7 protein-coding genes are annotated in these 10,442 nt (G+C 34.9%); 5 read left to right on the top strand and 2 right to left on the bottom strand.

Annotation, left to right across the window (positions count from 1 at the left end):
• Positions 1-174: 174 nt before the first annotated feature.
• Positions 175-2,229: an OmpA family protein gene (locus Q0543_RS07725; RefSeq protein ID WP_299251007.1), complete on the bottom strand. Its 2,055-nt coding sequence runs from the start codon at positions 2,227-2,229 to the stop codon at positions 175-177.
• A 230-nt stretch (positions 2,230-2,459) separates the two neighbouring features.
• Between Q0543_RS07725 and lon the strand changes: the two genes are divergently transcribed.
• The 5 genes from lon to Q0543_RS07700 all read left to right on the top strand — a co-directional run bounded on the left by lon (position 2,460) and on the right by Q0543_RS07700 (position 9,087).
• A complete protein-coding gene (lon, locus tag Q0543_RS07720) occupies positions 2,460-4,901 on the top strand; it encodes an endopeptidase La (protein ID WP_299251009.1) in 2,442 nt (813 codons plus the stop codon).
• A 56-nt stretch (positions 4,902-4,957) separates the two neighbouring features.
• Positions 4,958-5,998 (top strand): type IX secretion system protein PorQ, encoded by a 1,041-nt coding sequence (porQ, locus tag Q0543_RS07715; RefSeq protein ID WP_299251005.1) that lies wholly within the window; start codon positions 4,958-4,960, stop codon positions 5,996-5,998.
• Between the two features lie 9 nt (positions 5,999-6,007).
• Positions 6,008-7,405 carry an ATP-dependent protease ATPase subunit HslU gene (gene hslU, locus Q0543_RS07710; protein ID WP_299251003.1) on the top strand — a complete coding sequence of 466 codons (1,398 nt, stop codon included), beginning with the start codon at positions 6,008-6,010 and terminating at the stop codon, positions 7,403-7,405.
• Between the two features lie 10 nt (positions 7,406-7,415).
• Entirely contained in the window at positions 7,416-8,153 is a 738-nt protein-coding gene (locus Q0543_RS07705; RefSeq protein WP_299251001.1) for an SDR family NAD(P)-dependent oxidoreductase, read from the top strand.
• Between the two features lie 349 nt (positions 8,154-8,502).
• Positions 8,503-9,087 carry a hypothetical protein gene (locus tag Q0543_RS07700; RefSeq protein WP_299250999.1) on the top strand — a complete coding sequence of 195 codons (585 nt, stop codon included), beginning with the start codon at positions 8,503-8,505 and terminating at the stop codon, positions 9,085-9,087.
• 113 nt (positions 9,088-9,200) lie between these two features.
• Here Q0543_RS07700 and gap read toward each other — a convergent pair whose 3' ends face one another.
• Positions 9,201-10,208 (bottom strand): type I glyceraldehyde-3-phosphate dehydrogenase, encoded by a 1,008-nt coding sequence (gene gap, locus Q0543_RS07695; RefSeq protein WP_299250997.1) that lies wholly within the window; start codon positions 10,206-10,208, stop codon positions 9,201-9,203.
• Positions 10,209-10,442 lie beyond the last annotated feature (234 nt).

The following is a 10,442-nucleotide window of genomic DNA, read 5'->3' as shown; positions in this document are numbered from 1 at the left end:
TTTCAAATAAATATTGGATACGCGTTTTAATTTTATTCGGAATATAATTAAAACTTAGATAAAAAGAAGCGGGTTTAAGGATTCAACTTTAATTGAATCCTTAAACCCGCTTCTTTTTATGATGTATAATTAGTAGCTGTATGAGAATGGTTTAATTCGTTTTGAGTTTAAACTTTACTCGCTAATTATCTCTTGTTCTTCGTAGATAATTTCTTCTTCCTTAGGCTCAGCCATTCGAATTAATTCGAACTCGACACGACGGTTAATCTTTCTGTCTGCTGCAGTTAGTTCAACCTGTATAATTGGTTTTTGATTGCCATAACCTTCTGCTTCAATTCTGCTTTCATCAATATTACCTTTATCTACAATGTATTTTTTAATCGCTTCAGCACGTTCATCAGATAGTTTTAAATTTGCCTCTGGGTCACCACTACCATCTGTATGTCCGGAAATGATTAATTTTATTTGTGGGTGATCCACCAAGAAATCAACTACTTTATCCAAATCGGGTTCCATTTCTGGTAAAATTTGAGAACTGTTGTTATTGAATTCCAAAGAAGTAAATTTCCACTTGTTGTACTTAATCGAATTGGTTTTTAAATTGATTGTTGTATCGCTTTCTAATTTAAAGGTATGTTCAATTCGAAAGAAATCATCCCCTTGAATCACCAATAAATATTCGTTTTCATTGTTCAAATCAAATTCAAATGACCCATCTTCCCGCATAAATTTTGGTGCAACTTCAATACCGTTTGTCAAATCGATGATGGATACAATACCTTTAAATGGCTCGTTTGTAAGAGAATCTGTAAGGGATCCTTTTACTTTTGTATATGCCAATGGTTGTGCTTCCATTGGTAAGGGGAAACTAAACAAATCTAAATTGGCAAGGTTGTCTAATTCAGATTTGGAATAAAACAAATCGCGTGATTTTGAATCAATCGTAAAATAATATTCGTCTCCCTCTCCATTTACAAGCGGGCCAATGTTTTTTGGTTCTTGCCACAAACCTTCTATTTTTCGCGTTTTATAAATATCGTAGGTATGGTAGGTAAAATCAAGGCTATCTTTTTTTCCAAAATTCAATAAATGTCCATTGGAACTAAAATAGAATACATCATAAAGTGGGTGGTAGAATGGGCTCACTTCATTTCCTCTAGTGTTAATAACAGGTCCCATATTTTGAGCAGGTGCCCATTTGCCATCTTTAGGTTGTTTAAACGTAAACCAAATATCCGATAAGCCAAATCCACCAATTCTATCGGATGCAAAATAAAGTGTGTCTTCATTGTGCGAAAGAGTTGGATGTGAGTCCCACGAAATACTGTTTACTTGAATACCCAAATTTTTCGCAACCTCCCATTTCCCATTTTCATCCATGTGCGATTCGTAGATGTCACAAGATCCCATACAGTCTCTACAATCGTATAAGAATTCGGGCACAATACAACGTGCGAAGTATAACGACCTGCCATCTCGTGTAATGGTTGCTGATCCTTCGTTGCAATGAGAATTTATAACGTTAGAGAAGGGGAGTGCTTCATCCCAAAAACCATCGTAGTTTATAGAATAGTACAAATCTTCATTTTCACGGTAGCTTAATTTGGTAGGCGTTAATACTTTTTTACGTTTGGTGAAAATCAATACATTTCCACTTACATTCATTGTTGGTCCGTAGTCTGGGTAACGTAAATCATTTACCAATTCACCCATATTTAAAAACACACTTTTGGGTGGAAAGAGGGTATCTACTGATTTTCTGTATTCAACTAATTGATAATAATATTCTAGAGGGACATATTTCTCTAGTGTTGATGCCGTAATGGTATCGTAATATTTCTTTATCTCGTCAATTTTTTTGCCACGGAGATTTTTTAGTGCCGTTCTGTATAAAAATAATGCACGATCATTATAGCCAAACAATTGATATAACCGACCCAGTCTCCAAATCATATCTGTATTTCTACTAAAGTTTTGTATACCAAATGAATTGACATACTGCTCAAGATGTGGAAGTAATTCTTTGTAATTTTTAGCATCTTCCAATTTTCTCATTTTAATAAGTTCAGACTCATTAAAATAGAATGGGATAACATTGATATTTTTGAATTGGAATTGATACTCGGACTTGATGACAGATGCACTGTCTAATTGACCATGTTCAGCAATAGACTGAAATGTATCTTTGTTTTTCCTTTTTTGCGCAAAGGAACTGGAATAAGTGAGCATGAGCGACAATATAAGTGATACACTTAAACTGTATTTCGCGATCTCAATTAATTTACAAACTAATTTTTTAAAAATGTATACTGGCATGCGAATTGTAAAACTTATATAAATATAGTTCTAATTAGATTAAATACACAAATTATCCTAAAAAAATGCCATATTGGCATAAGATAGGAATTGAAGAAGATATGAATAAAATGAATAAATCTGAATGGGCACTTTTGTCTAATATGATGGATACGGAAGCTGTAGATATGATTCCGCTTATTACGCCCGAAGAGGAAGCAGAGATGGATAAAGAAGAGTTCCCATCTATTTTACCAATATTGCCTGTACGAAATATTGTATTATTTCCAGGAGTTGTAATTCCGATAACGGTTGGCCGACAAAAATCCATTCGTTTGGTTAAAAAATTTTATAAAGGTGACCGAACAATCGGAGTAGTTGCGCAAGAAAATCAAAAAACAGAAGAACCTTCTTTTCAAGATATTTATCGTGTTGGTACAGTTGCAAAAATACTGCGCATGTTTGTATTGCCCGATGGAAACACAACAATTTTAATTCAAGGGAAACGACGGTTTAAAATTGAAGAGGAACTTCAGGTTGAACCATATTTGCAAGCTCGGGTGACTATGTTGAAAGACAAACATCCCAACATGTCTAAAAAACAGACGAAAGGCTTAATGCAGTCGGTTAAAGAAACGGCTACTAAAATTTTAAAAATGAATCCTGAAATCCCACAGGATGCACAAATTGCAATCAATAATATTGAAAGTGAAAATTTCTTAACACATTTTTTGTCGTCCAACATCAACGCAGAATTAAAAGACAAACAAAAATTATTGGAGTTTGATGATGCTGTAGACCGTGCTACATGGTTATTACAGTTGATGGATAAGGATATTCAGATGTTGGAGATTAAAAGAGATATTCATACGAAAGTACACACAGATATTGATCAACAACAACGCGAGTATTTTTTGCGTCAACAAATCAAAGTACTTCAGGACGAACTAGGAGATTTTAATACAGAGCAAGAATTTGAACGCTTAAAAGAACGTGCATTAACAAAAAAATGGACGGATAAAGTACGTGCCCACTTTGATAAAGAAATGGGTAAGATGCAACGCTTAAACCCAATGGCACCAGATTATCCGGTGACATTTAATTATTTAGAATTATTAGTTGATTTGCCTTGGGGAGAAAATACACAAGATAATTTTGATTTGGCACGTGCGAAAGAAGTGTTGGATGAAGATCATTTTGGTTTAACAAAAGTAAAACAGCGTATTGTTGAATATTTGGCTGTATTGAAATTGAAAAACAATATGAAAGCACCAATCCTTTGTTTGTACGGACCTCCAGGTGTTGGTAAAACATCCCTTGGGAAGTCTATTGCAAAAGCACTGGATCGTAAATATGTACGCATGTCTTTAGGTGGTGTGCATGATGAGTCTGAAATCAGAGGACACCGTAAAACATATATCGGTGCAATGCCTGGTAAAATTATTCAAGGAATTAAACGTTCTGAATCTTCCAACCCAGTATTTATTTTGGATGAAATTGATAAAATTTCAAAAGATTTAAGAGGCGATCCTTCTTCTGCATTATTAGAAGTATTGGATCCAGAACAAAATTCAACTTTCATGGATAATTTTCTTGAAGTCGAATACGATTTATCAAAAGTGCTTTTTATTGCAACATCCAATTCGTTGGACAGCATACAGCCTGCTTTGAGAGATCGTATGGAAATAATCGAAATCAATGGTTATACCTTAGAAGAAAAAATTGAAATAGCGAAAAAGTATTTAATTCCGAAGCAAAAAGAAGAACACGGATTGAAGCCTAAGTCAGTAACCATTACGGATGCAGCAATTGTGAAAATCATAGAAGATTATACACGCGAATCGGGTGTACGTAATTTGGAGCGTAAGATTGGTGCTGTAGTTCGTAATGTAGCCGTAGCCGTTGCTATGGAGACGTCATATACTAAAAAAATACAGCCTGCAGAAGTACGCGAAATTTTAGGTTCAGAAGATTTTGAAAAAGACACCTATCAGCAAAATGATTTAGCGGGTATTGTTACTGGACTTGCATGGACGCCTTATGGCGGTGAAATTTTAACTATTGAATCCATACTAAGTAAAGGGAAGGGTAAGTTAACTGTTTCGGGTCAGTTGGGAGATGTTATGAAAGAATCTGCAAGTGCTGCCTTATCTTTATTGAAAGCGAATGTAGAGTCTATTGGAATTGACTACAGAGTATTTGATCATTATGATCTACATATTCACGTACCCGCTGGCGCAACGCCTAAAGATGGTCCATCTGCTGGGATTGCCTTATATACATCGTTGGCGTCAACCTTTACACAACGTAAAATAAAAGCAGCGATTGCAATGACAGGTGAAATTACCTTACGCGGTAAAGTGTTGCCTGTTGGTGGAATTAAAGAAAAAATACTTGCTGCACGTCGTGCGGGTATCAAAGAAATTATTTTAAGTAATAAAAATCGAAAAGATATCGAAGAAATACATCAACCTGAAATTGCAGATTTGAAATTTCATTTTGTTGAAACCGCTTCAGAAGTGTTGGAAATTGCTTTGTTAAAACAAAAGATTAAAAAACCGTTCAATTTGGAAATTCCAGCAGATTTAAAAAAGAACGAAAAATAACCTGTAAATTACGGCAATAGATTATTTCTATTGCCGTTTTACTTGCTGGAATACTTATGACAACAATGCGGTACTTTCTGAGTGTACTTATATTTTTACCCATTCTTTCCTTTGCTCAATTAGGTGGAAAAACGGGTTATTCTTTTTTAGATGTCCCCGTTGCTGCAAGACAAGCGTCTGTAGGAGGCTATAATGTATCCATACTGGATAGAGATGTAGCTATGGGATATTCCAATCCAGCCTTATTAAATGACTCTATCGACAAGAATATAAGTTTTACCTATCAGCCTTTTTATGCCGACATAAAAAAATCAACTTTATTTGGAGCGCGTAGGTTGAAAGATGATAAGGGAGTTGTAAGTGTAGGTATAAACTATTTTAGCTATGGCAAAATAGATCAAATGGATGCCACAGGAACTTCCACGGGTGTTGTATTTAATCCTCAAGAGTTTGCGCTCGTAGGTGGTTATGCTAAAAGCTTAGGGCCATTTTCTATGGGTGTAAATGCAAAAATGGTATATTCTTCGATGGCCGGTTACAATGCATCTGCTTTTATGGTTGATTTTGGGACTTTATACAAACATCCCACGCAACAATTAACAGTTGGCTTGGTATTTAAAAATGTCGGGTTTAACCTAAATAATTATGTAAAAGGGGATGCTGTGAATCTGCCTTTTGACATACAATTGGGTGCAACATATAAGCCAGAACATATGCCTTTACGTTTTTCTATAACAACACACCATTTATATAAATTTGATATTGCGTATAATGATCCTGCTATAAACGTAAAGGTGAATATAGACGGGACAGTATCGTCCATTGAGTCTACGTTCTCCGATAAACTGTTAAGACATTTTGTAATAGGAGGAGAATTCCTATTTACGAAAAATGTGCAAGCACGTTTTGGATATAATTTTTTAATGCGTAGAGAATTGAAATTTCAAGATCGTGCAGCAGCAGCAGGCCTTTCATGGGGATTTATGATTCGTGTTAAAAAATTTGATATAGAATTTACACGCGCATATTATTCAATCAAAGGAGGGACAAGTTTCTTTACCTTGGGTCTGAATATGCATGAATGGAAGAAAAAATAAATCAACAATATGACAGCATTAAATGGATTACTAACGCCTACAGAAATTGTAGCCGAATTGGATAAGTATATTATTGGACAAGCGGATGCCAAACGAAATGTTGCTATCGCATTGCGAAATCGTTGGAGAAGAATGCATGCGAATGAAGATATGCGTTCAGAAATAATGCCCAATAATATTTTATTAATAGGACCCACCGGCGTTGGGAAAACTGAAATTGCAAGACGATTAGCAAAACTTGCAGATGCACCTTTTACAAAAGTGGAAGCATCTAAATTTACCGAAGTAGGCTATGTAGGGCGCGATGTAGAGAGTATGGTGCGCGATTTGGTAGAGCAAGCAGTGAATATGGTGAAAAGCCAAAAGAAGGAAGAAGTGAAAATTAAAGCAGCCCAAGTGGTTGAAGATATTATTTTAGATTTATTAATACCACCTGTTAAATCTTCAGGTATGGGTTTTAAAAATACTTCTTCGGCGCATGTTACGGAAGAAGGAGAGATGCCTACCAATGAGGATGAATTGAATGAGCGTACACGAGAATTGTTTCGTGAAAAGATTCGCAGTGGTGAATTGGATGAACGTAAAATTGAAATAAATGTACCCCAAAATGGCCCAGGAATAGGGGTTGTAGGTGGTGCAATGGATGAAGCATCGATGATGAACATTCAAGAAATGATTGGTAATATGATGCCAAAGAAAACGAAGAAGCGTAAGCTATCTATCGCTGAAGCACGTAAAGTATTAATGGAAGAAGAATCATCTAAACTCATTGATATGGATGATGTGAAAGAGGAGGCAATTTTAAAAGCACAAAATACAGGTATTATTTTTATTGATGAGATAGATAAAGTTGCATCATCAAAAAAAGGGAATGGTCCGGATGTGAGTAGGGAAGGGGTACAACGCGATTTGTTGCCGATTGTAGAAGGAAGTGCTGTCAATACAAAGTATGGCATTGTGCATACCGATCATATCTTGTTTATAGCAGCAGGTGCATTTCATATGTCTAAGCCATCTGATTTAATTCCTGAATTGCAAGGTAGATTCCCAATTCGTGTTGAGTTGAATAGTCTTACCCAAGCAGACTTTTATCATATTTTAAAAGAGCCTAAAAATGCATTGACCAGACAATATCAAGCGTTATTGGCTTCTGAAAATGTAGATATTCAATTTGAAGACGACGCATTAAAAGCAATTGCTGAAATAGCATTTGAGTTAAATGTAGAAGTTGAAAATATTGGTGCACGTAGGTTGCATACCGTAATGAGTCACTTGTTGAACGAATTATTGTTTGAAGTGCCTGATATTCGAAATTCAGATTTCCCAGTGATTATTGATGGTACGTATGTTTCTAGAAAGATGGATGGTCTTGTTCAAAATAGAGACTTAAGCCAATTTATTTTATAATGTAAGTAACATGCACTATTATTTCATAACAGGTACATCTTCAGGAATAGGCAAGGAGCTTGCCTTACAGATTGTTGCTAGGCCAAATACGCATGTGTTTGGTATTTCTAGAAGATGTACCGTTGAACACAAGCAATATCAGCATGTGTTTGCCGATATGACAAAAGTTGAAGACCTTCAATCTATTTTTGATTTATTTAAAACGAAGTTCACTTTAGAGGATACCGTTTATTTAATTAACAATGCGGGCTGTGTAGATCCAATTCGATATGCAGGTTCATTTTCACAAGTAGAAATTCATTACCTCATGCAGGTTAATTTAATTTCTACCATTCAGCTTATAAATGCTTTTTTAGTTATTCCCCTTGAGACGATAAAGAATCGTGTTATTTTAACTGTTTCTTCTGGGGCAGCTTCAAAAGTAATTGACGGTTGGTCCTTATATGGAGCAGCCAAAGCTGGGATAGACCATTTTTCTTTGCATGTAGCTCATGAAATTGAATTGCGAACAGATATAAAGACACGTATTTTTTCCATTGCGCCAGGTGTTGTGGATACGCCTATGCAACAGAAAATTAGAGAAACGGCTGAATCTTCATTCTCTACCAAACAAAAATTCATTGAATTACTGCAAAATAAAGCACTTGTTTCCCCTCAAACAGCAGCGTTAAATTATCTTAAAATATTAGATGCTCCTGAATTATATGTAGAAACAGTTTTTTCATTACGTGAGTTATATTCTAAATAATTTCTTCATACAAGAGTTCAAACATTTATATTACATATAAATGTTTGAACTCTTGTATGTATGATACAAAATTAATTAATTGTATGTCAATATGTTAATTTATTTGTGGATATCCTGATCTGTTAATTTATTTAAAATTTATTGCTTTTCAATAAATATAGTACATATTTGTATTATACTTTTTGAAACAAATATTTTTACATATTTTAACTATACTTCTAATAAAAGGGATGATGTTTTTTAAATGTCATCCCTTTTAATTTTGTAGGTATTTACAATCATTTTATAAACAGCTTCTAAATATGCCGTGAATTATAATTATTATTGCAGTAGCAATGGGATTAAATACATGAGCGCAGAAGATACATATAAGAAAATATTGCTTTTGTCTAAGTACTGGTTAAAGGAATTAGACTATTATGGAGCAAATCAATTTAAGAAGAAGGACAATAGTAAAAATTGGTCTGTAGGGCAATTGTATGATCATATTCTTGTATATTCTCAAGAAGTGCATATCAAGGCTATACAAGAGTGTTTGCAAATGAAAGGTTCGCCTGGCAAAAAGGAAGGTAAAACATTAAGGGGCACTATTCAATTTGCTATTGGAGGGTATTTACCATTTAAGTATAAGGGTAATCCATATATTGAGCCATCTCAGCCTTTAAGCCCGGAAAAAGTGAAGGATGATTTTTATCGATTCCTTAAAGTTATTTATAAGGTTGGGAAAGAAATAGATTATAAGAAGTCTACAAATAAAGTAAAACACCCAAGTTTGGGATATTTGTCTGCAGACGAGTGGTTTGAATTGATTGAAATGCATATGAGACATCATATGCGGAAGAAGAAGGTATTAGATAAAGAAATGCGCAGTAATTTTAAAGAAACCGAAGTGCGTGATTTTGATGACATACCTGATATGCCCTTTCACGAGTAATCATATATAAAATAGTTTAAGGCCAACGGATTATCTGTTGGCCTTTTTTTTTGCTATAGACATAAAAAAAGCCTCGAATAAATCGAGGCTTCATATATTTTGAGAACTGTTAATTACTTAACAGTATCCATGTGGCAGATCAAGTCAACCAATTTGTTTGAATAACCCCATTCGTTATCATACCAAGATACGATTTTAACGAAATTGTCATTCAATGAAATACCTGCTTTTGCATCAAATATAGATGTACGAGCATCACCTAAGAAATCTGTTGATACAACTTCATCTTCTGTATATCCAAGAACACCTTTCATATCACCTTCAGAAGCAGCTTTCATAGCAGCTTTAATTGTTTCAAACGAAGCAGGCTTAACCAAACGACATGTTAAATCAACCACTGAAACGTCAGCCGTAGGAACACGGAAAGACATACCTGTTAATTTACCTTTCAATTCAGGAATAACTAAACCTACCGCTTTAGCAGCACCAGTAGAAGAAGGGATAATATTTTGGTAAGCACCACGGCCACCTCTCCAATCTTTAGCTGAAGGACCATCCACTGTTTTTTGCGTTGCAGTTGCAGCGTGCACAGTAGTCATCAAACCTTCAAGAATACCAAAATTGTCATTTAATACTTTAGCTACAGGAGCTAAACAGTTTGTAGTACAAGAAGCATTAGAAACAATAGTCATATCTTTTGTATAAGACTTATTGTTAACGCCCATTACAAATGTAGGTGTATCATCTTTTGCTGGAGCTGATAAAACAACTCTTTTAGCACCAGCTGCAATATGCTTGTCAGCAGTATCCATAGTCAAGAAAAGACCAGTAGATTCAACCACATATTCAGCACCAATTTCACTCCATTTTAAGTTAGCAGGATCTCTTTCTGCAGTTACTCTAATTGCGTTGCCATTTACAACCAATTTGCCATCTTTTACTTCGATAGTACCATCAAAACGACCATGAGTTGAATCGTATTTCAACATGTATGCCATGTAGTCCACATCGATCAAATCATTAATACCAACTATTTGAATGTTAGAGTTTTTAACCGCAGCACGGAAAACCAAACGACCAATACGACCAAAGCCGTTAATACCTACTTTAATTTTTGACATAATTATTAAAGATTAAACTTTCTACAAATAAAATTCTGTTTAGTAACAGAACGAGCTACAAACATACAATAACGCGTATCCAAAATCAAACTAGCAGCCTTTTTATTTAATTTAGTAAAAAATAGTAGCAAGTGATTTGTATTTACCAAAAAGTTTCATAGTTTTGCAAACCTTTTAGAAAAAGGCCTGTTCGTCTAGGGGTTAGGACGCGTCCCTTTCACGGACGAAACACGG

The organism is uncultured Cytophaga sp., from assembly GCF_937863595.1.
Taxonomy (GTDB): Bacteria; Bacteroidota; Bacteroidia; order Cytophagales; family Cytophagaceae; genus Cytophaga.
The sequence above is the reverse complement of the archived record's forward strand: the minus strand, read 5'-3'. Positions and strand labels throughout refer to the sequence as shown.

Bases quoted from the DNA above. Each gene is read 5' to 3' on its own strand.
- Q0543_RS07725 (WP_299251007.1), bottom strand. From the start codon at position 2,229: ATGCTCACTTATTCCAGTTCCTTTGCGCAAAAAAGGAAAAACAAAGAT.
- lon (WP_299251009.1), top strand. From the start codon at position 2,460: ATGATGGATACGGAAGCTGTAGATATGATTCCGCTTATTACGCCCGAA.
- Q0543_RS07700 (WP_299250999.1), top strand. From the start codon at position 8,503: ATGAGCGCAGAAGATACATATAAGAAAATATTGCTTTTGTCTAAGTAC.
- hslU (WP_299251003.1), top strand. From the start codon at position 6,008: ATGACAGCATTAAATGGATTACTAACGCCTACAGAAATTGTAGCCGAA.
- porQ (WP_299251005.1), top strand. From the start codon at position 4,958: ATGACAACAATGCGGTACTTTCTGAGTGTACTTATATTTTTACCCATT.
- Q0543_RS07705 (WP_299251001.1), top strand. From the start codon at position 7,416: ATGCACTATTATTTCATAACAGGTACATCTTCAGGAATAGGCAAGGAG.
- gap (WP_299250997.1), bottom strand. From the start codon at position 10,208: ATGTCAAAAATTAAAGTAGGTATTAACGGCTTTGGTCGTATTGGTCGT.